This is a genomic window from Martelella lutilitoris (assembly GCF_005924265.1).
Taxonomy (GTDB): domain Bacteria; phylum Pseudomonadota; class Alphaproteobacteria; order Rhizobiales; family Rhizobiaceae; genus Martelella; species Martelella lutilitoris.
Window position 1 is genome coordinate 51652 of the sequence record NZ_VCLB01000006.1, and the last position, 24458, is coordinate 76109.

Below are 24458 nucleotides of genomic sequence, written 5' to 3' on the forward strand. Positions count from 1 at the left end.
GAAGACCGGCCGCCTCGTAATCACGTCACGTGGATATTGCAGGCCTCACGCGGCCTTGGCTTCGCCCTTGAGGCTTTCCAGGATGTTCTGCGGTGCGGAAACGCCGTAGGGGTCGGTCTCGCACAGGTCGGAGAAACCTTCTTCCTCGAACCACTTCTCGACGACGCCGTCATTGATGATGGCAGCATAGCGCCAGGAGCGCATGCCGAAGCCGAGATTGTCCTTGTTGACCAGCATGCCCATCTTGCGGGTGAACTCGCCGGAACCGTCCGGGATGACCTTGACGTGCTCGAGGTTCTGGCCCTTGGCCCAGGCGTTCATGACGAAGGCATCGTTGACCGACATGCAGTAGATATCGTCGATGCCTTCTGCCTGGAATTCGGGGAAAAGCTTTTCGAAGTCCGGCAGCTGGTAGGTCGAGCAGGTCGGGGTGAAGGCGCCGGGCAGCGAGAACAGAATGACGCGCTTGCCCTTGAAATAATCGTCCGAGGACATGTCCTGCCAGCGGAAAGGGTTCGGGCCTTCGATGCTTTCATCGCGAACACGCGTGCGGAAGGTTACGTTCGGAACTTTACGACCGATCATCTCAATCTCCTGTTGTCTTAAACCCTCGAGAAGGAATTCCGTTTTGGAAAGGTTGAGGGATTTTATCAATTTTCAAATCGGAATAAAGGTGAAACTTTAGAATTATTCCAATCTAATAGCTGCCATGCGCCTCACGCATGGCAAACACCCCAAACCTCCCAAGCAGTTTCAATGTGATAGCGGTCAGTTTTGGTTCAACCCAACCGTGCTGCGTCATTCCGACGCACCCGGTTCTATGCCTCGCTCAGTGGCGCGAGAGCGCCATCGAACCGCCGGCAAAAACCAGCGCTGCGCCGACGAGACGATTGAGCTGAACGAAAACCCGGTTGGAGGCGATGAACCGCCCGAGCAAGGCGCCGCCGGCGACATAGAGGCAGACAGCGACGACCTCCATCACGAGAAAGGCAAGGCCCATGACGGCCAGCTGCGGCCAGATCGGCGCGCCCTCGACGATGAACTGCGGAAAAAAGGCGGTGAAGATGGCGATCGCCTTGGGATTGGTGATGGCAATCGAGAAATCGCGCCGCATCAGCGCGGCGATGCTGGCGTCGAGCGCCTGCATCTCGGCCAAGGCCCTGGCCTTCATGAGGATCTGGATACCGACATAGACGAGATAAATCGCGCCGACGATCTTGATCACCAGAAAGGCGGTGGCCGAAGCGGCCAGGATTGCCCCAAGCCCTGCGACCGTGATCGCGATCAGAAAGGCAAAGGCCGGCATCCGCCCCATGCCGCCGGCAAGCGCCCGGTAAGCGCCCAGCCGCGCCCCGTTGGAAAAGGCCAGCATATTGTTCGGCCCCGGCGCGCAATTGAGCGCGAAACAGGCGGGTATGAACAACTCCCAAGCGGTCATGTTTCGCCCCTTCGTCAGCAAGGGAGAAGGCCCTTTAAGCAGGCCTCCGTCCGCGCTTTCTCTAAAACAGGAAATACCGCTGCGCCATCGGCAGCACATCCGCCGGCTCGCAGGTCAGCACCTCGCCGTCGGCGCGCACCTCGTAGGTTTCCGGATCGACGGAGATCTCCGGGGTTGCCGAATTATGCACCATGGAGGCCTTGGAAATGCCGCCGCGCGTGTTCTTGACCGGCAGAAGCTGCTTGGCAACGCCCAGCTTGTGGGCAAGACCAGCATCGAGCGAGGCTTCCGAGACGAAGGTGACGGAGGAATTGGTGCGCGACTTGCCGTAGGCGCCGAACATGTATCGGTAATGCATCGGCTGCGGCGTCGGGATCGAGGCGTTTGGATCGCCCATCTGGGCGGCTGCGATCGTGCCGCCGATGATGATCATCTCCGGCTTCACGCCGAACAGCGCCGGATCCCACATCACGAGATCGGCGCGTTTTCCCACTTCCACCGAACCGATCTCGTGGGAAAGGCCGTGGGCGATCGCGGGGTTGATCGTGTATTTGGCGATATAGCGCTTCACCCGGTAATTGTCGTTCTGACCGGTCTCCTGCGCCAGACGTCCGCGCTGACGCTTCATCTTGTCGGCCGTCTGCCAGGTGCGGATGATCACCTCGCCGACGCGGCCCATGGCCTGGCTGTCGGACGAGATGATCGAGAACGCGCCGATATCATGCAGAATGTCTTCCGCGGCGATGGTTTCCTTGCGGATGCGGCTTTCGGCGAAGGCGATGTCTTCGGGAATAGACGGCGACAGGTGATGGCAGACCATCAGCATGTCGAGATGTTCGGCGATCGTGTTCTGCGTATAGGGCCGCGTCGGATTGGTCGAGGACGGGATGACGTTGGAAAGGCCGCAGATCTTGATGATGTCCGGCGCATGGCCGCCACCCGCCCCTTCCGTGTGGAAGGCATGGATGGTGCGGCCCTTGAAGGCCTCGACCGTGTCTTCGACAAAGCCCGATTCATTCAGCGTATCCGTGTGGATCATCACCTGAACGTCGTATTTGTCGGCAACCGAAAGGCAGTTGTCGATCGCCGCCGGCGTCGTGCCCCAGTCCTCGTGCAGTTTCAGCGCGGCAGCACCGCCCAGCACCTGTTCCTCCAGCGCGCCCGGCAGCGAGGCATTGCCCTTGCCGGAGAAGGCGAGGTTCATCGGGAAGGCGTCGGCTGCCTGGATCATCCGCTCGATATGCCAGGGACCGGGCGTGCAGGTGGTGGCGAAGGTGCCATAGGCCGGCCCCGTGCCGCCGCCGAGCATGCAGGTCAGCCCGCTCATCAGCGCTTCCTCGATCTGCTGCGGGCAGATGAAGTGGATATGGGCATCCATGCCGCCGGCGGTGACGAACTTGCCTTCCGCCGAAATGATCTCGGTGCCCGGCCCGACGATGATGTCGACGCCGGCCTGCGTATCCGGATTTCCCGCCTTGCCGATGCCGGCGACGCGCCCGTCCTTGATGCCGATATCGGCCTTGACGATGCCCCAGTGGTCGATGATGAGCGCATTGGTCATCACCGTGTCGACCGCGCCTTCCGCGCGGCTTGCCTGGCTCTGGCCCATGCCGTCGCGGATCACCTTGCCGCCGCCGAACTTCACCTCGTCGCCGTAACGGGTAAAGTCCTTCTCCACCTCGACGAAGAGTTCCGTATCGGCAAGGCGCACCTTGTCGCCGGTGGTCGGCCCGAACATCGAGGCATAGGACTGGCGGGACATCTTGAAGGGCATGAATTCCTCCTGGCGGGTTCGGCGGCGCGGGCGGCGCCTCAAAAGGGCTTGGTCAAACGCCCGCGCCGCTCAAACCATTGCGGCGGCAGGCCTGCGTAAAAAAGCTCAGAGCTTGCCCATGATTTCCTGGCGGAAGCCATAGACATTGCGGTTGCCGGCAAAGGGCACCAGCGTCACGTCGCGGGTCTGGCCGGGCTCGAAGCGCACCGCCGTTCCGGCCGCGATATCAAGCCGCATGCCGCGCGCCTCGTCGCGCTCGAAAGCAAGCGCCGGATTGGCCTCGAAAAAGTGATAGTGACTGCCCACCTGCACCGGCCGGTCGCCGGTGTTGGAGACAGTTATGGTAACGGTCGGCAGACCGGCATTGATTTCGATTTCGCCCTCTGCGGGGATCACTTCACCGGGGATCATTTTTTCATCCTGTGCAATTCGTTTTCCGCTTCTGAGGTCGGCCAATGCATCGTCGTAGGAAAACCGCCCGGAGGGATGATTGCATACGACTATAATCGACTTTCGACGCTTTGCGACAAAAGGCCTGCTCGCTACGTTAAGGTATTCAAGGCCTTCGATATCCTTCAAAAACCAAGGTTGATTTCGCACGCCTAACGCGATGACAAAGTCGGGTCGGAGTTGATCCAAAACCTCCAAAAGGATCGGACGTGATCGTATCACCGCTTCTTCGTCGGGCAGAGACCAGTGTTCAGGTAGGTAAGACGTGAGAAAATTGTAGAAAGCGATCCTCCGGAAAGCTTCTTTGGGGCTGAACCCATTTCCTGCAACTTCCCAACCCGCGAACAATGCAGCCAAACCGCCAGCCTTGGCCCAAAAGCGGTGCGTATTCGTTCCGTCGACATAGGCTTGGGTATAATCTTTGGTCCAATTGCGCTCATCTCCTCTTGGCAAGCTCATCGTATCGACGCCCTCGCCGTAGTGCGAGGCACCAAGTATCATGATTTTCTGAGCCTGCTCATGATACTCTTCTCCGACCCAAGGGAAAAAGCCTTCCTCCAATTCTACCAAATTCGTCTCCTCACCTGATCGGCTCGTGCACGGTCACCAGCTTGGTGCCGTCGGGGAAGGTTGCTTCCACCTGCACGTCGTGGATCATTTCCGGCACGCCTTCCATCACCTGGTCGCGGGTCAGCACATGGGCGCCGGCTTCCATCAGTTCGGCCACCGGACGGCCGTCGCGCGCGCCTTCCACCACATAGTCGGTGATGAGCGCCACGGCTTCAGGCCAGTTGAGCTTGACGCCTCGTTCCAGCCTGCGGCGCGCCACCATGGCGGCCATGGAGATCATCAGTTTGTCCTTTTCACGCGGCGTCAGGTTCATGCGTCACTCTCTCGCTGTCACAGCTTGCGGATTTCATAGATGCCAGACTTTCGGCAGATTTTCATTCTCCCGCAAGACCCTTAGGGCGGGAATCAGGCTTTTTCTCAACGCATAGCCGTCCGGGGCGACGACGCGGGCGACGAGCTTGCCGTTCCATTCGCTGGCCCCGCCGGCAGAAGCGCCCAGCGCCTCACGCACCTTCGGCATCAGCGCCTCGGCGCGCGGCCCGCAGTAGAGCAGCGTGGCAAAGGCGACATCGCCGCCAAGCACCGCCGTCTGCGACACGAGGTTCTCGATGTCGCCGGTCATGCGCACATCTTCCGCATGGAGCAGCGTGCCCTGCCGGCGCACACGCCAGCGATCACGGAACTGGCCGCGCTGCACAGCCTCGCCCATGGCCTTGCGGCCGAGAAGCACGGCTTCGACAGCCAGAAATTCGGCGGTTTCGGCAAGATCGACATCCAGCCGGCGGTTGAGCGAGGCATCATCGAAAAGGATGGTTTCCTGCGGCAACCAGTCGAGCCTCGCGCCCGCGCCAACACGCAATTCGCTGTCGATCGTCGCCGGGCCGCTGTCGGACTTGTAGATCTTCTCGCAGGCCTGCGTGGTGACCGTCAGCGCCGTGCCGGGCTCCGCCGTCATCGCCCATTGCAGCCTGTCGCCGCCGGTCAGCCCGCCGGAGGTGTTGATCAGCACAGCCTCCATCGACCCGTCGAAGCTCTCCGGGATGCGGATCTTGGCCGCACCTTCCTGATAGAATTCGTCAAGCCGCGTCTTGCCGGCCGAGAGCTTGGCCTTGACCTCGCCCCTTCCAAAGGTGCGCTGCGCCCGTCCCGGAATGTCTCGGATCAAGACGTCCACTCCGCCCTGAGGGGCGCTTCCTCCAAGCCGCATTTTCTCTGACCGCACATTGATTGACCTCGTATTTTTCACTCACACAAGGAAAAGCAAGTTTCGTGCCGCCGGTGAAATGAATTTCGTTTTTCGTTGAAAGCCGGGGCATTGATGGCTCCGGCACCCCGGTTTTGTGGACACAATAGCAGCAGATGCCTGCCCGGCGCGCACATTTTCTCCGCAGGCTGCGTGCGGAAGCATCAGACCGTCAGGTGGCGGCGCGCCTCGGGAGTGTCCAACGTCTCGGCGGGACCTTCATGCACGATCTCGCCGCGGTCCATGATGTAGACCTGATCGGCGAGTTCCCGGCAGAAATCGAGATATTGCTCGACGAGCAGAATGGCCATGCCGGTTGAATCGCGCAGGTAACGGATCGCCCGGCCGATATCCTTGATGATCGAGGGCTGGATGCCTTCGGTCGGCTCGTCGAGGACGAGAATCTTCGGCCGGGTAACCATGGCGCGGCCGATGGCAAGCTGCTGCTGCTGGCCGCCGGACAGATCGCCGCCCCTGCGCGACAACATCGATTGCAGAACGGGAAACAGGCTGAAGATGTCGTCGGGGATCGTCCGGTCTCGGCTTGCAAGCGGCGCAAAGCCGGTCTCCAAATTCTCCTTCACCGTCAAAAGCGGAAAGATCTCGCGCCCCTGCGGCACATAGCCGACGCCGAGCTTCGCCCGGCGATAGGGCGCCAGCCCGTCAAGCGGCTCGCCCTGAAAGGTGATGGAGCCGCCCGATGTCGGATGCTGGCCGGTGACGGCGCGCAACAGCGACGACTTGCCGACGCCGTTTCGCCCCAGAACGCAGGTGATCTTGCCCATATCGGCGGACAGCGAAACGCCACGCAATGCCTGCGCCGCGCCGTAATGGAGATTGACGTTATCGATGGTCAGCATGGCGGTGGACCTTTGTTCGGATGATAGACACTCTGGACATGTCAAATGGGCATTCTACCTGCGGCCTGGATCCTCGGGTCAAGCCCGAGGATGACACGTAGGGAAACAATTGCGCTTGAGCAAAATACGCTTTTGAGGATGACAGGCATGAGAATGTCGTCCTTGCCGCGCCTACCCTCACTGTGTCATCCTCGGGCTTGCCCCGAGGATCCAGGCAACACGACAAAACGCCATGGCAGGCTACGTCTACATCGTCACGAACCGGCCGCACGGAACGCTCTATATCGGCGTGACGTCCGATCTTGAGCGTCGCGTTTTCGAACACCGCGAGGGACTGATCAAAGGTTTCACGAGCCGCTACGGCTGCCGCAGGCTCGTCTGGTACGTGGAGCACTTCGAGATCGGCAGCGCGATCGCTCGGGAGAAAGCTTTGAAAGGCTGGAACCGCGCATGGAAAATCGCGCTTGTTTCTGATTTCAATCCCGGTTGGGATGACCTCTATGAGCGCTTTGTCTGAGCGATCCGGCCTGGATCCTCGGGTCAAGCCCGAGGATGACGCGGGTGGTGTGCGCGGTGGCACGAAAGCGGTCTCATCATTACTATCCTCCGCAAAAAAAGATGCAGAGAAAGCGCGAACCTTTCCTACCGTGTCATCCTCGGGCTTGACCCGAGGATCCAGGCGGTTTGACGAAGCCGTCCCTTGCACGTGGTCCACCATCCCTCACCGCCCCAGATAGTTCTCGATGACCTTCGGGTCGTTCGATACGTAGTCGATCGAGCCCTCGGCCAGTACGGAGCCCTCGGCGAGGCAGGTGACCTTGACGCCGAGGTCGCGGACGAAGCCCATGTCGTGTTCGACGACGACCACGGCGCGGGTTTTCGCGATCTCGCGCAAGAGGCGCGCGGTTTCCACCGTTTCGGCGTCGGTCATGCCGGCGACGGGCTCGTCGACCAGGAGAAGCTTCGGCTCCTGCGCCAGCAGCATGCCGATCTCGAGCCATTGCTTCTGGCCGTGGGAAAGATTGGCGGCAAGTTCGTCCTTGCGCGCGGTCATGCGGATCGTTTCGAGGATTTCCTCGATGCGGGTCCGGTCCTCACTGGTCAGCCGGTAGAACAGCGTGGAGAACACGCCGCGCTTGCGGTTGAGCGCCAGTTCCAGATTGTCCCAGACCGTGTGGCTCTCAAACACCGTCGGTTTCTGGAATTTTCGGCCGATGCCGAGCTGGGCAATGTCGGCCTCGTCCTTGCGGGTCAGGTCGATCGTGTCGGAGAAGAACACCTCGCCCGTATCCGGTCGGGTCTTGCCGGTGATGATGTCCATCATCGTCGTCTTGCCCGCACCGTTCGGGCCGATGACGGCGCGAAGCTCCCCGGGCTCGATGACGAAGGAGAGGCTGTTCAGCGCCTTGAACCCATCGAAGGACACCGAGACATTGTCGAGGTAGAGCAGGCTTTTTGCGCGTTTTTCCATCGGGCTCATCGTGCGCCCTCCTCGCTCGGGGTGACATCCATGCCGGCCTCGGCCTCCTCGGAACGTTCGTTGCGCGCCGCCGCGTCATTGCCGTTCTTCTTGAACCGGTCGGAAATCGTGCCGACGATGCCCTTTGGCAGGAAGAGGGTGACGGCGACGAAGAGACCGCCGAGCGCGAACAGCCAGAAGGCGGGGAAAAGCCCGGTGAAGATGGTCTTGCCGCCATTGACGAGGATGGCGCCGATGATCGGGCCGATGAGCGTTGCCCGTCCGCCGACCGCCGTCCAGATGACGACTTCGATGGAGTTGGCCGGCGCGAATTCGCCCGGATTGATGATGCCGACCTGCGGCACGTAGAGCGCGCCGGCAACGCCGGCCATCATGGCCGAAACGACGAAGGTGAAGAGCTTGTAGTTTTCCACCCGGTAGCCCAGGAACCGCACCCGGCTTTCGGCATCGCGCACCCCGACTAGAACCTTGCCGGACTTGGAGCGAACAATCGCCGAGGCAATGAAAAGCCCGATGGCAAGGAAGATGGCGGAGGCCGCAAAGAGCGCCGCGCGCGTGCCGTCGGCCTGCACGGAGAAGCCGAGAATATCCTTGAAGTCCGTCAGGCCGTTATTACCGCCGAAGCCCATGTCGTTGCGGAAGAAGGCGAGCAGCAGGGCATAGGTCATAGCCTGGGTGATGATCGAGAGATAGACGCCGTTGACCCTTGACCGGAAAGCGAACCAGCCGAAGGCGAAGGCCAGCGCGCCGGGCACGAGCAGCACCATCGCAATCGCGAACCAGAACATGTCGAAGCCGTGCCAGAACCATGGCAGTTCCTGGTAATTGAGGAACACCATGAAGTCCGGCAGGACCGGGTCTCCATAAACGCCGCGCGGGCCGATCTGGCGCATCAGATACATGCCCATGGCGTAGCCGCCGAGCGCGAAGAAGGCGCCGTGGCCAAGCGAGAGAATGCCGCAAAAGCCCCAGACGAGATCGAGCGACAGCGCCAGCAGCGCATAGCAGAGATATTTGCCAAACAACGAGACCAGATAGGTCGGCAGGTGAAACGGGCTTCCCCTCGGAATGACGAGGTTCAGCACCGGCACCAGCAGGGCGATGCCGAGGAGTATGGCGATCGCGATCGAGATCCTGCGGTCGAGCGAGCGGAAAACATAGGCCGTAATCATGATTCAACCGCCCTTCCCTTGAGTGCGAACAGACCGCGCGGCCGTTTCTGGATGAACAGGATGATGAAGACGAGGACCAGGATCTTGCCGAGAACGGCGCCGGCATAGGGCTCGAGGAACTTGTTCAAGATGCCGAGCGAGAAGGCGCCGACGAAGGTGCCCCAGAGATTGCCGACGCCGCCGAAGACCACGACCATGAAACTGTCGATGATGTAGGACTGGCCGAGATTGGGCGAGACATTGTCGATCTGGGACAGCGCGACGCCGGCAAGCCCGGCCACGCCCGAACCGAGCGCGAAGGTGAAGGCATCGACCCAGGGCGTGCGGATGCCCATGGAGGCGGCCATGCGCCGATTCTGTGTTACGGCGCGCATCTGCAGCCCGAAAGCGGAGCGTTTCATCAAGAGAAGCAGAGCGAAAAACACGGCAAGCGAGAAGACCACGATCCAGAGCCTCGACCAGGTGATGACGAGGCCGCCGAGATCAAACGCACCGGACATCCAGGAGGGATTGCCGACCTCGCGGTTTGTCGGGCCGAATATGGTGCGCACCGCCTGCTGCAGGATCAGAGAGACGCCCCAGGTCGCCAGAAGGGTTTCGAGCGGGCGGCCATAAAGGAAGCGGATGACGCCGCGTTCGATCACGAGGCCGACGGCGGCGGTAATCAGAAAGGCAACCGGAAGCGCAATCGCCAGCGACCAGTCGAACAGGCCGGGATAGGACGTGCGGATGACCTGCTGCACCATAAAGGTGGAGTAAGCGCCGAGCATCACCATCTCGCCATGGGCCATGTTGATGACGCCCATGACGCCGAAGGTGATGGCAAGGCCGATGGCTGCCAAAAGCAGCACCGAGCCGAGCGACAGCCCGTACCAGACGTTCTGCGCGGCATCCCAGAAGGCAAGGCGCTTTTCGATCTTTGCCTGTGCCGCGTCGACCTCATCCTGCAGTTCCGGATCAAGCGAACCGCGCGCCGAGAGAAGGATGGAGATCGCATCGCGTCCGCCAATCGCGGCGATGTCGTTGATCGCCTCGGCCTTGGCCTCGATCGGACGGGAGGAATTCAGGATGGAGATGGCGCGGGCCTGGCCGAGGACCGCGGCAATCTCGCCGTCCTCCTCTGCTGCGAGCGCCTCTTCGATAAGCGCCAGATTGTCCTCGCTCGGCGCATCCATCATCGATCGGGCGGCCGAGAGACGAACCGCGGGATCGGGGCTCATCAGCGTCATGCCGGCAAGGGCGGCATCGATGGCGCTGCGCAGATTGTTGTTGACCTTGATCTTCTCGAGGTCGCGCTTGGACATCTCGCCAAGCTCTTCGCCGGTCAGCGGGTCGATCAGACGCAGATTGCGGCGGGATTCGCCGTCGGCGGTCATGAAGACCTTGCCGTCATCCTCGCGGTAGTAGAGATCGCCATCGGCGAGCGTTTTCAAGACCGGAATAACCGCCGGATCACCGGTGGCCGCAAGCGCCTTAACAATGTCTTCCGTCTGGTTGAAATTACGGGCTTCGGAGAACCGGTCGATCAGCGATCCGACGTCATCGGCAGCCCGTGAAAGCGAGGGCGCACATGCCAGTACCAGTATTGCAAATAAGATAAAGGTTCTGAAATAGCGCGGTAGTAAAGAAATGGACATGTGCGCCCCCAACGTTGACAGTCCGCCTCAAAAAGGACTGTCCCCCTGTTCACCCGGCGCGAAACACGCGCCGGGAGCCGAGTTGCCGTTCTTATTCAGCAGCCATTCCGCCGCACTGGCCGGTTTCGACATTGAAGTTGCCGCACGACATCGGCGCGCGCCAGTCGGCAATCAGGTTCTTCGAATCCGGCAGGTAGTCGGACCAGGCATCGCCGGCGACGAGACCGGGCGTTTCGTAAACGATGTCGAACTGGCCATCATCCTGGATCTCGCCGATCAGCACCGGCTTGGTGATGTGGTGGTTCGGCATCATGGCCGAATAGCCGCCCGAAAGGTTCGGGACCGAAACGCCGACAAGCGCGTCGATGACGGCATCCGGATCAGTGGTGCCGGCCTTTTCAACCGCCTCAACCCACATGTTGAAGCCGATATAGTGGGCTTCCATCGGATCGTTGGTCACGCGGGCATCGTCGCCGGTAAAGGCATGCCAGGCGTCGATGAAGTCGTAGTTCGCGTCCGTGTCGACGGACTGGAAATAGTTCCAGGCGGCCAGATGGCCGACGAGCGGCGCGGTGTCGAGACCCGCAAGCTCTTCCTCACCGACGGAGAAGGCGACGACCGGGATATCGGATGCGGCGATGCCCTGGTTGGCGAGTTCCTTGTAGAAGGGCACATTGGCGTCGCCATTGATGGTGGAGACCACGGCCGTCTTCTTGCCTTCGGAACCGAAATTCTTGATGTCGGAAACGATCGTCTGCCAGTCGGAGAAGCCGAAGGGCGTGTAGTTGATCATGATGTCTTCTTCGGCAACGCCGTGATCCTTGAGATAGGCTTCGAGGATCTTGTTGGTCGTGCGCGGATAGACATAGTCGGTGCCGGCGAGCACCCAGCGCTCGACACCTTCATTCTCCATCAGGTAATCGACGGCGGGAATGGCCTGCTGGTTCGGCGCCGCACCCGTGTAGAAGACGTTGCGCTGGCTTTCCTCGCCCTCATACTGGACGGGATAGAAGAGGATGCTGTTCAGTTCTTCGAAGACCGGCAGAACCGATTTGCGCGACACCGAGGTCCAGCATCCGAAGACAGCCGAAACGCCGTCGCCTTCGATCAGCTCGCGCGCCTTTTCGGCAAAGAGCGGCCAGTCGGAGGCCGGGTCGACGACAACGGCCTCAAGCTGCTTGCCGAGAAGACCGCCCTTTTCGTTCTGCTCCTCGATGAGCATCAGCATGGCGTCCTTCAGCGTCGTTTCCGAAATCGCCATGGTGCCGGAGAGCGAGTGCAGGATGCCGACCTTGATCGTGTCTTCCTGCGCCAGCGCGCCAGTCGCGGTCGACGCGGTGAGTGCGGCCAGAAGAGCAGCACCAGTCATTGCCTTTTTGAAATTCATGTTTTTCCCCTCAACGGATTATCGCCTTCAAGGCGTTTGGAAATCGCGGCGTCCGTCAGAAAACGCCTGCGACAACTATCGTTGAGGGAGAGAGAACCCCACATACGTCATTTGACGTAGGTGGGGTGGAAGTTTGTTGATGATGGTCTTTACCGCTCACATCCGGCATGCCGGCCTTGAGCCGGCATCCAGAGCCAAATGCTGAAGACCATCGCGCTTGAGACACTGTCGCAAAGGGTGTTTTTTGTGGCCCTGGACCCCGGATCAAGTCCGGGGTGACGGGTAGACAAGCGCCTTCTGTCTACACAAACGGCCCGCAGGGTTTGCTCAAGGCCTGTTCCTGAGCGCCTCGGCTTCGGCATAAAACTTCTTTTCCCAGTCCTTGTGGTTGTCGAGGCCTTCGCGGATGAAGGGCGTGAAGATCGCCATGTTCATCAACAGCCAGTTGACGAACTTCGCCGGAAAGCGCGTCGGCTTGACGAAATCGACGAACAGCACCACACGGGTCTTGTCCGTATGGTTCCAGGCCTCGTGCTCATAGGCATCGTCGAAGATCAGCACCTTGCCCTCCTCCCAGTGGCAGATCTGGTCCTTGACGCGGATTGCCAGTTCGTCGGGACCTGCCTCCGGCACGATCATGCCGAGATGAAGGCGCAGCACGCCGTTATAGGGGCCGCGATGGGCCGGCAGGTGTTTTCCAGGTTCGAAGATCGAGAACATCACGGTGGTGAGACCGGGTATCTTCTGCGTCGCCTCCCAGGTCTTCGGGCAGGCCTTGATGTTCTGTTCCGATTTCAGCCCGTAGCCGAGCAGGAAGAAGGTCTTCCAGTGATTGTCGTCGGAAATCGTCTTCACGTCGGTGGAGATATCCTGGAAGCTCGGAAGCTCGCTCTGGCGTTCCAGCACCTTGTCGAGTTCGGCGCGGATGGCAGGTGCCGCCGCCTCGATCTCGTTTGACCAGGGAAAGGTTGCATTGTCATAAACGGGCGGATTGCCGTAGATCGCATGCTTGTAATTGAGCTTTTCCGCCCAGTTGACGACGCCCATGAAGAACCGCGTCACCGCGCTCGGACGCTCCATCGGCGCGATGCCGTCGGTCCCGAAGCTCTGGCCGTCATTGTTTTTCGTTTCGGTGTTCGTCATGAACCTCTCCTATTTGCGGCTTTGCAGCTTCGAATGAACGCTTTCATCCTAACATTCCCCGGAAAAAGGAAAAAGTGCGGCGAATGGCGCGAATCGGCCCGCGATTTCGCTTGCCATCGAAAGCCATTGCCTGAACATTCGAAAAAGCCAAGTTTCTTTTCAAGGGCCGCCACCGCACACGCTCCATGACACCACGCCAACGCATCATTCCCGTCCGGCGCGAATATAACCGCTGGGTCGCCAACCAGACGCTGGAAGATTATGCGTTGCGCTTTACCGCAAAGAGCGCGCGCCGGTTTTCCTCCAGCCGCATCTCGCAGACGGCCATCGGCGCGATCTCCTTTCTGGCGCTGGAAGCCATCGGCGGCACGATCACGCTGTCCTATGGCACGACCAATGCCTTCTTCGCCGCCATCGTCGCCTCCGCCGTGATGCTGCTTGCCGGCCTCCCGATTGCCAAATACGCGATCCGTCACGGCGTTGACATTGATCTTCTGACGCGCGGCGCCTCCTTCGGCTATATCGGCTCGACGGTGACATCGCTGATCTATGCGAGTTTCACCTTCATCCTGTTTGCCATCGAAGCCTCGATCATGTCGGGGGCGCTGGAGCTTGCCTTCGGCATTCCCTTGTGGATCAGCTATATCATCTCCGCCGTGCTGGTGATCCCGCTTGTGACCTACGGCGTGCAGATGATCTCGCGATTCCAGATCCTGACCCAGCCCTTCTGGATCATCCTCAACATCCTGCCCTTCATCTTCATCGCCTTCATGGACTTCGAAAAGTTCGAGCTGTGGCGGGCCTTCGGCGGCATCAGGGCGGAAAGCGCGGCTCCCGGCTCGGCAGCCCCCTTCACGCTTGCGGGCTTTGCGGCGGCGGCCGGCGTCATCTTCGCGCTGATGCCGCAGATCGGCGAGCAGGTCGACTTCCTGCGCTTCCTGCCGGCAACGGGCAAGCGCAAGTTCCGCCATCGGCTGGCGATCTTCCTCGCTGGCCCCGGCTGGGTCGTCGTCGGCGTGCCGAAGCTGATGGCCGGCTCGTTCCTGGCTGTGCTGGCGCTTTCCACCGGCATGCCGGCAACGGCGGCGGCCGATCCCGCGCATATGTACCTGACCGCCTTCGGCTACATGATCCCGAATGAGACCGCCGCGCTTCTGCTGATGGCCGCCTTCGTCGTGGTCTCGCAGTTGAAGATCAATGTGATGAACGCCTATGCGGGCTCGCTTGCCTGGTCGAACTTCTTCTCGCGCCTGACCCACAGCCATCCGGGCCGGGTCGTTTGGCTGGTGTTCAATGTGGCAATCGCGCTGCTTCTGATGCAGCTCGGCATCTACCGCCTGCTGGAAGCCTCGCTCAGCGTTTTCTCCATCGTCGCCATGGCCTGGCTGTCGACGATCTCGGCAGATCTCTTCATCAACAAGCCCCTCGGTCTGTCACCGCCCGGCATCGAGTTCAAGCGGGCGCATCTTTATGATATCAACCCCGTCGGCCTCGGCGCCATGGCGCTTTCCGGCGGCGTTGCGCTCGCCGCCCATTTCGGACTGTTCGGCGCGCTTGCCGTGTCCTTCGCGCCGTTCATTTCGCTTGTCGTCGCGCTCATCGCCTCGCCGCTGATCGCCTGGGGCACGGGCGGGCGTTATTATCTGGCGCGCAGGCAGCGCAAGGGCTGGCAGTCGAAAACGTCGATCACCTGCTCGATCTGCGAACATCCCTTCGAGCCGGAAGACATGGCCTGGTGCCCCGCCTATGCCGGACCGATCTGCTCGCTCTGCTGCTCGCTCGACAGCCGCTGCCATGATCTGTGCAAGCCCAAGGCCCGGCTCAACACCCAGATCGCGACCGTTGCCGGCGCGCTGCTGCCCGGCCGTGTCGTCGAGCAGCTCTCCACCCGGCTTGGCCGCTACGGCATCACGGTCGCGCTGTCGATCACCTTCATCGGCGCGATCCTGTTCATGATCGCCTACCAGATGGCGCAGGCCGCGCCGGAAACCAGTTCGGTGGTCTACGACACGGCACTGATCGTGTTTTTCGTCTTTTCCATGCTCGCCTGCATCGTCGCGTGGTTCTACGTGCTCGCTCATGACAGCCGCATGGTGGCCGAGGAGGAATCCTCGCGCCAGACGACGCTGCTCCTGAAGGAGATCGCCGCGCATGAGAAAACCGATGCCGCGCTTCAGGCTGCTAAGGAAAGCGCCGAAGCCGCCAACCGCGCCAAGAGCCGCTATGTCGTCGGCCTCTCGCACGAGCTTCGAACGCCGCTCAACGCCGTCTCCGGCTATGCACAACTGCTGGAGCGCGATCCGGCCATTCCCGAGGCCCGTCAGCCCGCGATCAAGTCGATCCGCCGCTCCGCCGACTATCTGTCGGGCCTGATCGACGGCCTGCTCGACATCTCCCGCATCGAATCGGGCCGGCTTCAGGTGTTCTCCAACGAGATCAACCTCACCGAATTCCTCGACCAGATCATCGACATGTTCGAAACCCAGGCGCGCGCCAAGGGGCTTTCCTTCGAGCACCGGCTCGACCGCAACCTGCCGGCCTATGTGCGCACCGACGAGAAGCGGTTGCGCCAGATCCTCGTCAACCTGCTCTCCAACGCGGTCAAATTCACCGACAGCGGCAGCGTCACGCTTTCGGCGCGCTATCGCAGCCAGGTCGCGACCTTCACCGTCACCGACACGGGCAGCGGCATCGCCACGCGAGACCTCACCCGCATCTACGAGCCGTTCGAGCGCGGCGGCGGCAGGAGCGAGAAGCCGGGCCTCGGCCTCGGCCTCACCATCACGCGGCTGCTGGTCAATACGCTCGGCGGCGAAATCGAGGTGGAAAGCGAAGAAGGCGCCGGCACGAGCTTCACCGTGCGCCTCATGCTCGCCTCCATCGAGCGGCCGCAGCCGGCGCGCATTGCCGGAGAAACCGCTGCGAAAACCGGCTATGACGGGCCGCGGCGCACGATCATGGTGGTGGACGACAACGCCGATCACCGCGCGATGATGAAGGATATTCTCAAGCCGCTCGGGTTTGACGTGCTGCTTGCCGAAAACGGTACGGCAGCGCTTGCGTGTCTTGAGACCGAAATGCCCGATCTCTTCCTGCTCGATATCCGCATGCCCGGCATGAACGGCTGGCAACTGGCGACACGGCTGCGCGACGCCGGCATTGCCAGACCAATCGTGATGCTTTCGGCCAATATCGGCGATGACGCGATCATCGGCCACGGTGACGACAGCCACAATGATGCGCTTTCAAAGCCGGTCGACCTCAAGCGCTTGCGCGACGTGCTGGCGCTCCATCTCGGCCTGGTCTGGCGGGATCACCCCGCAGCGCTCCGCGATGAGACGCCCGAGCCGCCGGAGGACCCGCCCGCGCCGCCGGATTCCGACCTTGAGGAATTGATCCGGCTTGCCGAGATCGGCTATCACCGTGGCGTAAGGGAAAAACTGGCGACACTCTCGGCGGAAGGAACCTACGAGCCTTTCGCACTACGCGCTTCCGCCTTTGTTGCCCGTTTTGACATGGACGGCCTTATTACCCATTTGAACTCGTACAAATCCGGCGCGGCCGGAAAGGATATCGCCCACGATGGCTGAGAACGCCGCACAGGAAATCGTCCTTTTGGTCGACGACAGTCCGGAGGCGCTCAGCTTCCTGACCGAGGCGCTCGAGGCGAGCGGCTATTCGGTGCTGATCGCAACCTCCGGCGAGAGCGCCATCAATATCGTCGCACGGATCACGCCCGATATCGTGCTGATGGATGCGGTGATGCCGAAGATGGACGGGTTCGAGGCCTGCCGGCGGCTGAAAACGGGACCGGCAGCCGAAAGCCCCGTCATCTTCATGACCGGTCTTTCGGAGACCGAGCACATTGTCCACGCGCTGGAATCGGGTGGCGTCGATTACCTGACCAAGCCAATCAATATCGATGAACTCAGGGCCCGCATCCGCGTCCATCTCGCCAATGCCCGATCGGCCCAGAGCGCGCGCGTGGCGCTCGACGCAACCGGCCGCCATCTGCTTGCCGCGGGACCGGACGGCATGCCGCGCTGGATGACGCCTCAGGCCGGCAGGCTGATCGGCGATGCAACCGGCGGTTCGCCGGACATGAAGATCGTCGGCAGCCGGATCGCCGCCTGGCTTGCGGAAGGCAATGCGGAAGCAGCCCCCGGCAGCCAGCCGATGCTGCCGGTCAACGCAAACGGCAAGACACTGTTTCAACTCGCATTCCTGGAGAGGACCGGCGCGGACGAATTCCTGTTCCGCGTCACCGCAGCCAACCCGGTCAGTGATGACGAGACGCTGAGAAAACACTTTCCCCTGACGATGCGTGAATCCGAAGTGCTGCTGTGGATCGCCAAGGGCAAGACCAATCGCGACATCGCCGACATTCTCGGCCTTTCAACGCGTACGGTGAACAAGCATCTGGAAACGATCTATGTGAAGCTCGGCGTCGAAAACCGCGCCTCCGCCGCAGTGAAGGCGGCCTATGTGCTGCATGATATTTAGACGCTGCTCCCTGACACCGTCATGCCGGCCTTGAGCCGGCATCCAGGGCCAAACGATAATACCTTCTCGACCGGAATTCACTGATACGCCCGTCATGTCGCCCTGGACCCCGGATCAAGTCCGGGATGACGGCAGAGTGTGGGGCATTCGTCGGTGGAGACAATAGCCTCCTGCAGCCACAAAAAAGGCGCGGGGACCAAACCCCGCGCCTTCAACATTCACCTATTCGGCGAAACTTACGCCCCGAGCCCTTCAAACAGCGCCGTCGACAGATAGCGCTCGGCAAAGGACGGGATGATGACGACGATGGTCTTGCCCTCGTTTTCCGGGCGAGAACCGACTTCGATTGCGGCCTTCAGCGCGGCGCCGGAGGAGATGCCGACGGGCAGACCCTCGACGCGGGCCACTTCGCGGGCAAGGGCGAAGGCATCGTCGTTTTCGACCTGGACGATCTCGTCATAGACCGAGGTATCGAGCACGCCGGGCACGAAACCCGCGCCGATGCCCTGGATCTTGTGCGGGGCGGGCGAGCCGCCGGAAAGCACCGGAGAGGCGGCGGGCTCGACGGCCACGACCTTCACCTCCGGCTTCTTCTGCTTCAGCACCTGGCCGACGCCGGTGATCGTGCCGCCCGTGCCGATGCCGGAGACGAAGAAATCGACAGCGCCGTCCGTGTCGTTCCAGATTTCTTCCGCCGTGGTGTTGCGGTGGATTTCCGGGTTCGCCGGGTTTTCGAACTGCTGCGGAATGACGGCGTTCTCGATCTCGGCGGCCAGTTCCTCGGCCTTGGCGACAGCGCCCTTCATGCCCTTCGGCGGTTCGGTCAACACCAGTTCGGCGCCGAGAAGCGCGACCATCTTGCGGCGCTCGATCGACATCGATTCCGGCATGGTGAGGATCAGGCGATAGCCCTTGGCCGCGGCCGCGAAGGCGAGCGCGATACCGGTATTGCCGGACGTCGGCTCGATCAGCACCGACTTGCCGGGCGTGATCTTGCCGGCCTTTTCCAGCGCGTCGATCATGGCGAAGCCTATGCGATCCTTGACCGAAGAGATCGGGTTGAAGAATTCGAGCTTGGCCAGAAGATTGGCCTTCACGCCCTTCTCCTTCGCCAGCTTGTCAAGACGGACGATCGGCGTGTCACCGATCGTGTCGAGAATAGAGGAATATACCTTCCCGCGTCCGGGCTTGCCGTTCTGTTCCATGGTGTTTGCTCCCTGAGTGAGTTATCTTCTAGGTAGGGTTCGGCAAGGGAAAATACGAGGCACGAAACAGCGCTCCCTGGCCAGGTTCAGGAATGTCATTCCAACCTTGAGCGCTTTCAAGAAATCCCATTCCCGGCATCGCCGTTTCGCCAACGCCTACCCCGCGAAATTGACGAACAGCCAGAAACCGACCCCGCCGACGGCCATCACCGCGAGCGTGACCAGCCCAAGAAACCGGCCATAGACGCGCGTGCCGCTGCCAAGGGCGAGCACCACCTTGGTGATGAGGTTGGAGGCTGCCGCGATCAGCACGGCGAAGGCGGCCGTCTGGACCGGGAGCGCGCTGCCGGCCATGTGGGCGGTCGACAGCGTGATCGCATCGAGATCGGGAATGCCGGAGACGAGCGCAATGACCGTGATGCTGTCCGGTCCGAGAAAATGCACCAGCACCCTGGCAATGAAACCGACAGCACCAAGCAACGCCCCGAAACGCAGCACCGCGCCGAGTTCGAACGGGTTGGAAAGCTCTATCCCGGCCTTGGCGTCAACCGCGCGGTTGCGCCCGATCAGGATCAGGCTCGCCGCGACGAAGACCAGGAGGCCCGGCGCCAGCGCTGCGGCCAGCGGCACGATCAGCGCCGGGGCAACGGCCGAGCCGATGATGAAACAGCGCACCAGCGACAGCCCGCCGGCAATCGAGGCGGCCCCTGCCAGTTGGCGCGAAAGCGCGGGTTCGGCGGTGGAGATATGGGCAAAGGACAGCGTCGTCGCCGTCGACGAGACGATCCCGCCGGTCGCGCCCGCAAACAGGATGCCCCGTTCCGGACCGGCGACCCGCATCGCCACATAGCCTGCATAGGAAAGGGCCGCGATCATGATCGTCATCAGCCACACGGTGAACGGATTGAACCCGCCCCACGGGTCGATCGCCCGGTTCGGCAGAAGCGGCAGCGCCACGAAGCTCATGGTGAGAAGCACCAGCGCCGAGCGCAGCTCCACCCATGTCATGGTTTTGAGGAAGCCATGCAGGCTGTGGCGCGCGGCGAGCAAAACGGTCGTCACCACGCCGCCGGCGGCGGCCAACCGCATATCGCCGGTCGCCGAGACAATGCCGAGGGCAAAGACCACGAGGGCCGCGATCACGCCGGTCACGGAAAAATCATTGCGCGGCGTTGCGGCGCGATAGGTAAAGACGATGAAGGCCGCCATCAGCCCGATGCCGAGCGCTGCCGGCACGACCGGACCGGAAACCGCGCCGAGATAGCCGGCAAGCCCGCCGAGCAGGCCGACCAGCGCAAAGGTGCGGATGCCGGCGGCGCGTTCGCCATCGGCCATCTCGCGCTCCTGCCAGCCGCGCTCGATCCCGACCAGAAGCCCGATCGCGAGCGCCAGACCCACGCGCTGAAACGCTTCCATCATATCCATGGGCAAGCCTCCCAAAAAACGAAAGATTGCAGGCTCACCGTCCTTGCACGCGAGAGACTAGCGCATTGGCCGAGAAACGAAAACCGCAAATGAGGCCCGGCATCCTGCCTTGCCGGTCTTGCTATCCCGACGCTTCCCGCTACAAACGGAAGCATTGCGAGGAAGCCGCCATGCCCGAACCACACCACCTTCTGGCCTTCATCCTCATCGCCCTTGCGATGGTGATGACGCCGGGTCCCAACATGATTTACCTGATTTCGCGATCGATCTGTCAGGGCCCTGCGGCCGGCCTGGTCTCGCTTGCCGGTGTCGGGCTCGGCTTCGTCATTTACATGCTCTCGGCGGCGTTTGGTCTGACGGTTCTGCTGATGGCAGTTCCTTACGCTTATGACACGATCCGGTTCCTGGGGGCCTGCTATCTGCTCTACCTCGCCTGGAACGCGGTCAGGCCCGGCGCTGAGCCGGCCTTTGCCGTGCGCAGGCTTCCATCGGACAGCATCCGCAAACTCTTCGTCATGGGACTGGCCACCAATCTCCTGAACCCGAAATCGGCGGTGCTGTACCTTTCACTTCTGCCACAGTTCATCGATCCTGAACGCGGGCATATCCTGTCGCAGACGCTTGTGCTGGGCTTTGCGCAGATCGCCGTCAGCCTTGCGGTGAACACGCTGATCGTGCTCGGCGCAGGCGCCATCGCCGTCTTTCTGGCAAAGCGGCCGCTCTGGTCGCGCATCCAGCGCTATCTGATGGGCACGGTTCTCGCAGGCCTTGCCGCACGCATGGTGTTCGAGGCGCGGCGCTGATTGCCGCTGCGCCGACCGGCCGGACATCAAACGCCCGTCGAGCCGAAGCCGCCTGCCCCGCGAACCGTCTCGGTCAGGTCGTCCACCACGGTCACCGGCATCTGCGTCACCGGCGCGATGATGACCTGGGCGATACGCATGCCACGCTCGATGGCAAAATCCTCGGTCCCGAGATTGACGAGCAGCACCTTCACCTCGCCGCGATAGTCGCAGTCGATGGTGCCGGGCGTGTTGAGGCAGGTGATGCCGTGCTTGAAGGCAAGGCCGGAGCGCGGGCGGACCTGCGCCTCGAAACCGTCCGGAATTTGAAAGATGAAGCCGGTCGGCACCAGCGCGCGGGCGCCTGGCTTCAGCACCAACGGCTCGGCCTCGGGCACGGCGGCGCGGATATCCATGCCGGCGGACCCCGTCGTCTCATAGGCCGGCGGCGCGATGCCGTCCGCGTGTTCCAGGCGTTTGAGTTTCAAAGTCATTGTGCTTTCTTTTTCCATCGTGTTTTCGGCCTGTCTCTTCTCTCCTCCGTCATGCTCGGGCTTGACCCGAGCATCCAACCACCTTTGTCGCGAGCGGAACCTGCGGCTTGCATCAATGGCCGGGCCGCGACACGCCCGTCGCGTGGAGATGTGCTTGGATCCTCGGGTCAAGCCCGAGGATGACGCCAGAGCGGGCGGAGGGACAGCGTCCCAAATCCGTTTACGATATTGCGCCTCGCGCATCGAAATTCTCTCGCCCGCATCCTTGCCATGCCTCACAAACAGGTCAATTGCATCTTGGCCCTCAAATCGCTAGATAGGCCCCCATCAACAGGATATTGCATCGATGCCCGAAACGCTTGCCGAGGCGGTTGCCCGCCGCCGAACCTTCGCGATCATCTCGCACCCGGATGCCGGTAAAACCACGCTCACTGAAAAGCTGCTACTGTTCGGCGGCGCCATTCAGCTTGCCGGCGAGGTGAAGGCGAAGAAGGACCGCATCCAGACGCGTTCCGACTGGATGAAGATCGAGCGCGAACGCGGCATTTCGGTGGTCACCTCGGTGATGACGTTCGAGTATGAGGACACGGTCTTCAACCTGCTCGACACCCCCGGCCACGAGGACTTCGCCGACGACACCTATCGCACGCTGACGGCGGTGGATGCGGCGATCATGGTGATCGACGCGGCCAAGGGCATCGAGCCGCGCACGCTGAAACTGTTCGAAGTCTGCCGCATGCGCGACATCCCGATCATCACCTTCGTCAACAAGATGGACCGCGAGGCCCGCGACACGTTCGAGATCATCGACGAAGTGGCCGAAAAGCTGGCGCTCGATCCCGTGCCGATGACCTGGCCGATCGGCCAGGGCAAGAGCTTCGTCGGCACTTATCACTTACGCGACAGCGCCATTCGACTGGGCGACAGCGAACGCGAGCTCACCAAGGTGAACGGCCCGGAAGTGGTCGCCGAAAAACTGCCCGAACATGAACGCCAGGACTGGGCGGAAATGGCCGAGCTTGCCATTGACGGTTATCCGGCCTTTTCCCGCGAGGCTTTCCTCGAAGGGCACATGACGCCGGTCTATTTCGGCTCGGCGCTGAGGAATAACGGCGTGCGCGACCTCATTCACGCGCTGTCCGAATTCGGCCCGCCGCCGCGCGCGCAGGTCGCCGATGTCCGCACGGTTGAGGCCACCGATCCGAAGATGAGCGCCTTCGTCTTCAAGATCCAGGCAAACATGGACCCCAACCACCGCGACCGCATCGCCTTCGTTCGCGTCTGCTCGGGTGAACTGAAACGCGGGATGAAGGCGCGGCTTTCGCGCACCGGCAAGCAGATGGGGCTGACGGCGCCGCAATTTTTCTTCGCCTCGCAGCGCCAGCTTGCCGACACGGCCTATGCCGGCGATGTCGTCGGCATTCCGAACCACGGCGCGCTGCGTATCGGCGATACGCTCACCGATGGCGAACAGCTCGTCTTCCAGGGCGTGCCGAACTTCGCGCCGGAAATTCTCCGCCGCGTCCGGCTTGAAGACGCGATGAAGGCGAAGAAGCTGAAGGAGGCCCTACAGCAGATGGCCGAGGAAGGCGTGGTCCAGCTCTTCACCCCGGAAGACGGCTCGCCGGCGATCGTCGGCGTGGTCGGCGCGTTGCAGCTCGATGTCCTGAAGGAGCGGCTGAAGGCGGAATACGGCCTGCCGGTCTCCTTCGAGATGGCGCGTTTTTCCATCTGCCGCTGGATTTCGGCGGAAAAGGCCGCAGACCTCGACAAATTCGTCTCGTCCCATCGCGGCGATATCGCCCGCGACCTCGACGGCGATCCGGTGTTTCTGGCGCAGGACGGTTTCTCGCTGAACTATGAGAGCGAGCGCGCCCCGGAGATCAGGATGATCGCGATCAAGGAATATCACCAGGCAAAGGCGGCGTGAGGCGATGAGCGAGAAGGAAGTCATCGGCATTTGCGGCATCGGGCGGATGGGAAGCGCGATCGCCGACCGTCTTGCGGCAAGAGGGTTTCGCCTCGTGCTTTGGTCGCGCAGCGGCGTAACGGATGAATTCGCCGACAAGAACCGCGCCGAGATCGCCCTCAACGTCGCCTCGCTCGCCTTCAAGTCCGACATCATCATCACCTCGCTGATCAATGACGCGGCGGTGGAAGCCGTGCTTGAGAAGCTTGTCGAAACCTCGCTGCCGGGCAAGCTGGTCGTCGAGGCGTCAACGGTAAGGCCGGACACGCTGAGACGCTTTTCGGAGAAGATCAAGGCCAAGGGCGGCAGCGCCATCGACGCGCCGATCTCCGGCGGCCCCGAACTCGTGCGCGAAGGCACGGCAGGCGTCTATGTCGGCGGCGCCACGATCGATTTCAAGCGCTATCTCCCGGTCGCCGAAGCGCTCTCCGACCGTATCCACCATACCGGCGCGCTCGGCGCGGGCGCTGCCGCCAAGATCGTCAACAACATGATGCTCTGCGGCTACTGGGAAGTGCTGAAGGAAGCGCTCCTGACCGGCAAGAAGGCCGGGCTTTCGGTCGAGACCATGCTGGACGTGCTGTTGACCAGTCCCGGCGGATCGCCGGCGCTCAAATTCCGCGCACCGCGCATTCTGGGCGAGGACAAGAGCGTCGGTTTTCCGGCAAAAGGCGCGCTCAAGGACGCAACGCTCTTTGCCGAAGTCGCCGAAAACTTCGGCATCGAAACCCCCGCCATCAAGGCGGCGCTCGAAAGCTACCGCGCCTGCATCGCGGACGGCCACGGCGACGAGGACCTGTCGGCAATGGTGCGAACGGCGCTCGCAAAGGGGTGAGCATATTGCGGCGTTTTCGCTGCCGCTCCGAGGTCGGCCACTCTCCGTCATACCGGCCTTGAGCCGGTATGACGGCGAAGCTGCAGTCAGC

20 protein-coding genes and 1 pseudogene are annotated in these 24458 nt (G+C 61.9%); 6 read left to right on the forward strand and 15 right to left on the reverse strand.

Features of this window, described 5'->3' with window-relative positions; all coding sequences use genetic code 11:
* Positions 1–45: 45 nt before the first annotated feature.
* The 7 genes from FF124_RS11360 to urtE form a co-directional block, all read right to left on the reverse strand.
* Positions 46–585, reverse strand: a complete 540-nt coding sequence (locus tag FF124_RS11360) for a peroxiredoxin (RefSeq protein WP_138748614.1) — start codon at positions 583–585, stop codon at positions 46–48.
* Between the two features lie 244 nt (positions 586–829).
* Positions 830–1438: a LysE family translocator gene (locus tag FF124_RS11365; RefSeq protein ID WP_138748615.1), complete on the reverse strand. Its 609-nt coding sequence runs from the start codon at positions 1436–1438 to the stop codon at positions 830–832.
* Between the two features lie 61 nt (positions 1439–1499).
* A complete protein-coding gene (gene ureC, locus FF124_RS11370) occupies positions 1500–3212 on the reverse strand; it encodes an urease subunit alpha (RefSeq protein WP_138748616.1) in 1713 nt (570 codons plus the stop codon).
* A gap of 105 nt (positions 3213–3317) precedes the next feature.
* Complete coding sequence (locus FF124_RS11375) at positions 3318–3623, reverse strand: urease subunit beta (protein ID WP_138748904.1); 306 nt, start codon at positions 3621–3623, stop codon at positions 3318–3320.
* Between the two features lie 619 nt (positions 3624–4242).
* A complete protein-coding gene (locus tag FF124_RS11380; RefSeq protein WP_138748617.1) occupies positions 4243–4545 on the reverse strand; it encodes an urease subunit gamma in 303 nt (100 codons plus the stop codon).
* Between the two features lie 33 nt (positions 4546–4578).
* Complete coding sequence (locus tag FF124_RS11385) at positions 4579–5439, reverse strand: urease accessory protein UreD (RefSeq protein WP_138748905.1); 861 nt, start codon at positions 5437–5439, stop codon at positions 4579–4581.
* A gap of 200 nt (positions 5440–5639) precedes the next feature.
* Positions 5640–6335 carry an urea ABC transporter ATP-binding subunit UrtE gene (urtE, locus tag FF124_RS11390; protein WP_138748618.1) on the reverse strand — a complete coding sequence of 232 codons (696 nt, stop codon included), beginning with the start codon at positions 6333–6335 and terminating at the stop codon, positions 5640–5642.
* A gap of 232 nt (positions 6336–6567) precedes the next feature.
* On the opposite strand from urtE, the gene FF124_RS11395 reads away from it, so the two are divergent.
* Positions 6568–6852, forward strand: coding sequence for a GIY-YIG nuclease family protein (locus tag FF124_RS11395; RefSeq protein WP_138748619.1), 285 nt, complete (start codon positions 6568–6570; stop codon positions 6850–6852).
* 204 nt (positions 6853–7056) lie between these two features.
* Here the strand turns inward: FF124_RS11395 and urtD are convergent, their stop codons facing one another.
* The 5 genes and pseudogenes from urtD to olsC all read right to left on the reverse strand — a co-directional run bounded on the left by urtD (position 7057) and on the right by olsC (position 13154).
* On the reverse strand, positions 7057–7815 hold the full coding sequence (gene urtD / locus FF124_RS11400) for an urea ABC transporter ATP-binding protein UrtD (protein WP_138748620.1): 759 nt from the start codon (positions 7813–7815) through the stop codon (positions 7057–7059).
* A 101-nt stretch (positions 7816–7916) separates the two neighbouring features.
* Positions 7917–8987 (reverse strand): annotated as a pseudogene (gene urtC / locus FF124_RS11405) (urea ABC transporter permease subunit UrtC); the annotation flags it as partial.
* Positions 8984–10624 carry an urea ABC transporter permease subunit UrtB gene (gene urtB / locus FF124_RS11410; RefSeq protein ID WP_138748622.1) on the reverse strand — a complete coding sequence of 547 codons (1641 nt, stop codon included), beginning with the start codon at positions 10622–10624 and terminating at the stop codon, positions 8984–8986. The pseudogene urtC and the gene urtB, both read right to left, overlap by 4 nt.
* Positions 10625–10715: 91 nt before the next feature.
* Positions 10716–12011: an urea ABC transporter substrate-binding protein gene (gene urtA / locus FF124_RS11415; RefSeq protein WP_138748623.1), complete on the reverse strand. Its 1296-nt coding sequence runs from the start codon at positions 12009–12011 to the stop codon at positions 10716–10718.
* A 327-nt stretch (positions 12012–12338) separates the two neighbouring features.
* Complete coding sequence (olsC, locus tag FF124_RS11420) at positions 12339–13154, reverse strand: ornithine lipid ester-linked acyl 2-hydroxylase OlsC (protein ID WP_138748624.1); 816 nt, start codon at positions 13152–13154, stop codon at positions 12339–12341.
* A gap of 185 nt (positions 13155–13339) precedes the next feature.
* Between olsC and FF124_RS11425 the strand changes: the two genes are divergently transcribed.
* Together FF124_RS11425 and FF124_RS11430 are read left to right on the forward strand one after the other, a co-directional pair.
* Positions 13340–16744 carry a hybrid sensor histidine kinase/response regulator gene (locus FF124_RS11425; protein WP_138748625.1) on the forward strand — a complete coding sequence of 1135 codons (3405 nt, stop codon included), beginning with the start codon at positions 13340–13342 and terminating at the stop codon, positions 16742–16744.
* Positions 16737–17657: a response regulator transcription factor gene (locus tag FF124_RS11430; protein ID WP_138748626.1), complete on the forward strand. Its 921-nt coding sequence runs from the start codon at positions 16737–16739 to the stop codon at positions 17655–17657. Before FF124_RS11425 ends, FF124_RS11430 begins: the two co-directional genes overlap by 8 nt.
* Before the next feature lie 236 nt (positions 17658–17893).
* Here the strand turns inward: FF124_RS11430 and cysK are convergent, their stop codons facing one another.
* Together cysK and FF124_RS11440 are read right to left on the reverse strand one after the other, a co-directional pair.
* Positions 17894–18862 carry a cysteine synthase A gene (cysK, locus tag FF124_RS11435; RefSeq protein ID WP_138748627.1) on the reverse strand — a complete coding sequence of 323 codons (969 nt, stop codon included), beginning with the start codon at positions 18860–18862 and terminating at the stop codon, positions 17894–17896.
* A 156-nt stretch (positions 18863–19018) separates the two neighbouring features.
* The gene (locus tag FF124_RS11440) at positions 19019–20287 is read right to left on the reverse strand and encodes an MgtC/SapB family protein (protein WP_138748628.1); all 1269 of its coding nucleotides are present in this window, start codon (positions 20285–20287) and stop codon (positions 19019–19021) included.
* Between the two features lie 170 nt (positions 20288–20457).
* Here FF124_RS11440 and FF124_RS11445 point away from each other — a divergent pair, with 170 nt between their 5' ends.
* Positions 20458–21090: a LysE family translocator gene (locus FF124_RS11445; protein WP_138748629.1), complete on the forward strand. Its 633-nt coding sequence runs from the start codon at positions 20458–20460 to the stop codon at positions 21088–21090.
* Between the two features lie 26 nt (positions 21091–21116).
* Here the strand turns inward: FF124_RS11445 and dut are convergent, their stop codons facing one another.
* A complete protein-coding gene (gene dut, locus FF124_RS11450) occupies positions 21117–21563 on the reverse strand; it encodes a dUTP diphosphatase (RefSeq protein WP_138748630.1) in 447 nt (148 codons plus the stop codon).
* A 346-nt stretch (positions 21564–21909) separates the two neighbouring features.
* Here dut and FF124_RS11455 point away from each other — a divergent pair, with 346 nt between their 5' ends.
* Together FF124_RS11455 and FF124_RS11460 are read left to right on the forward strand one after the other, a co-directional pair.
* Positions 21910–23493, forward strand: a complete 1584-nt coding sequence (locus tag FF124_RS11455) for a peptide chain release factor 3 (RefSeq protein WP_138748631.1) — start codon at positions 21910–21912, stop codon at positions 23491–23493.
* Between the two features lie 4 nt (positions 23494–23497).
* The gene (locus FF124_RS11460; RefSeq protein WP_138748632.1) at positions 23498–24367 is read left to right on the forward strand and encodes an NAD(P)-dependent oxidoreductase; all 870 of its coding nucleotides are present in this window, start codon (positions 23498–23500) and stop codon (positions 24365–24367) included.
* Positions 24368–24458 lie beyond the last annotated feature (91 nt).

Bases quoted from the DNA above. Each gene is read 5' to 3' on its own strand.
- FF124_RS11445 (WP_138748629.1), top strand. From the start codon at position 20,458: ATGCCCGAACCACACCACCTTCTGGCCTTCATCCTCATCGCCCTTGCG.
- FF124_RS11455 (WP_138748631.1), top strand. From the start codon at position 21,910: ATGCCCGAAACGCTTGCCGAGGCGGTTGCCCGCCGCCGAACCTTCGCG.
- FF124_RS11380 (WP_138748617.1), bottom strand. From the start codon at position 4,545: ATGAACCTGACGCCGCGTGAAAAGGACAAACTGATGATCTCCATGGCC.
- dut (WP_138748630.1), bottom strand. From the start codon at position 21,563: ATGACTTTGAAACTCAAACGCCTGGAACACGCGGACGGCATCGCGCCG.
- FF124_RS11365 (WP_138748615.1), bottom strand. From the start codon at position 1,438: ATGACCGCTTGGGAGTTGTTCATACCCGCCTGTTTCGCGCTCAATTGC.
- FF124_RS11385 (WP_138748905.1), bottom strand. From the start codon at position 5,439: ATGCGGCTTGGAGGAAGCGCCCCTCAGGGCGGAGTGGACGTCTTGATC.
- olsC (WP_138748624.1), bottom strand. From the start codon at position 13,154: ATGACGAACACCGAAACGAAAAACAATGACGGCCAGAGCTTCGGGACC.
- FF124_RS11375 (WP_138748904.1), bottom strand. From the start codon at position 3,623: ATGATCCCCGGTGAAGTGATCCCCGCAGAGGGCGAAATCGAAATCAAT.
- FF124_RS11460 (WP_138748632.1), top strand. From the start codon at position 23,498: ATGAGCGAGAAGGAAGTCATCGGCATTTGCGGCATCGGGCGGATGGGA.
- FF124_RS11360 (WP_138748614.1), bottom strand. From the start codon at position 585: ATGATCGGTCGTAAAGTTCCGAACGTAACCTTCCGCACGCGTGTTCGC.
- cysK (WP_138748627.1), bottom strand. From the start codon at position 18,862: ATGGAACAGAACGGCAAGCCCGGACGCGGGAAGGTATATTCCTCTATT.
- FF124_RS11430 (WP_138748626.1), top strand. From the start codon at position 16,737: ATGGCTGAGAACGCCGCACAGGAAATCGTCCTTTTGGTCGACGACAGT.
- FF124_RS11395 (WP_138748619.1), top strand. From the start codon at position 6,568: ATGGCAGGCTACGTCTACATCGTCACGAACCGGCCGCACGGAACGCTC.
- urtB (WP_138748622.1), bottom strand. From the start codon at position 10,624: ATGTCCATTTCTTTACTACCGCGCTATTTCAGAACCTTTATCTTATTT.
- FF124_RS11440 (WP_138748628.1), bottom strand. From the start codon at position 20,287: ATGGATATGATGGAAGCGTTTCAGCGCGTGGGTCTGGCGCTCGCGATC.
- urtA (WP_138748623.1), bottom strand. From the start codon at position 12,011: ATGAATTTCAAAAAGGCAATGACTGGTGCTGCTCTTCTGGCCGCACTC.
- urtE (WP_138748618.1), bottom strand. From the start codon at position 6,335: ATGCTGACCATCGATAACGTCAATCTCCATTACGGCGCGGCGCAGGCA.
- urtD (WP_138748620.1), bottom strand. From the start codon at position 7,815: ATGAGCCCGATGGAAAAACGCGCAAAAAGCCTGCTCTACCTCGACAAT.
- ureC (WP_138748616.1), bottom strand. From the start codon at position 3,212: ATGCCCTTCAAGATGTCCCGCCAGTCCTATGCCTCGATGTTCGGGCCG.
- FF124_RS11425 (WP_138748625.1), top strand. From the start codon at position 13,340: ATGACACCACGCCAACGCATCATTCCCGTCCGGCGCGAATATAACCGC.